Genomic DNA, 729 nt, shown 5'->3' with positions numbered 1-729 from the left:
ATGGGAAAAGTCATACTGCTATTGGCGCCTTGATATGTGGTTGTGCATCATAATTAAGCAATTCAAAATCCTCAAATTTAAAAGAAAAAAGATCTGTTACCGCTGGATTTATACGCATAAACGGCAAAGCATTTGGTATACGAGACAATTGATGTTGAGCCTGTTCAAAATGATTAGAATAAAGATGCGCATCACCAAGAGTATGAATAAAATCGCCGACTTTAAGACCACTTACTTGTGCAATCATCATTGTTAATAACGCATAGGAAGCAATATTGAACGGAATACCTAAAAAAATATCTGCAGAACGTTGATAAAGTTGGCAAGACAATTTACCATCTGCAACATAAAATTGAAAAAAACAATGGCATGGTGGAAGAGCCATTTCCTTTATCGAGGCAGGATTCCACGCAGAGACAATTAAACGACGAGAATCAGGCGTTTTTTTAATCATCATCAAAAGATTACTGATCTGATCAATATGACGTCCATCAGGAGCTGGCCAAGAACGCCACTGATAACCATAAATAGGACCAAGATTGCCTTTTTCATCAGCCCACTCATCCCAAATTGACACACCATGTTCTTTCAACCAGGCAATATTGGTATCACCTCTAAGAAACCACAAAAGCTCATAAATGATCGAGCGTAAATGCAATTTCTTCGTTGTTAACAATGGAAATCCAGCCTGTAAATCAAACCGCATCTGATAGCCAAAAACCGATCGTG

General features: G+C 38.0%; 1 protein-coding gene. It reads right to left on the bottom strand.

All coding sequences use genetic code 11. The features are described 5' to 3' along the window. Positions 1-10: 10 nt before the first annotated feature. A partial coding sequence (locus tag ACFINZ_RS10745) for a thymidylate synthase (protein ID WP_375701513.1) occupies positions 11-729 on the bottom strand: 719 nt, incomplete at its 5' end.

Origin of the sequence: Bartonella sp. AA81SXKL (genome assembly GCF_042196945.1) — a bacterium.
GTDB lineage: Bacteria > Pseudomonadota > Alphaproteobacteria > Rhizobiales > Rhizobiaceae > Bartonella.
The sequence above is the reverse complement of the archived record's forward strand: the minus strand, read 5'-3'. Positions and strand labels throughout refer to the sequence as shown.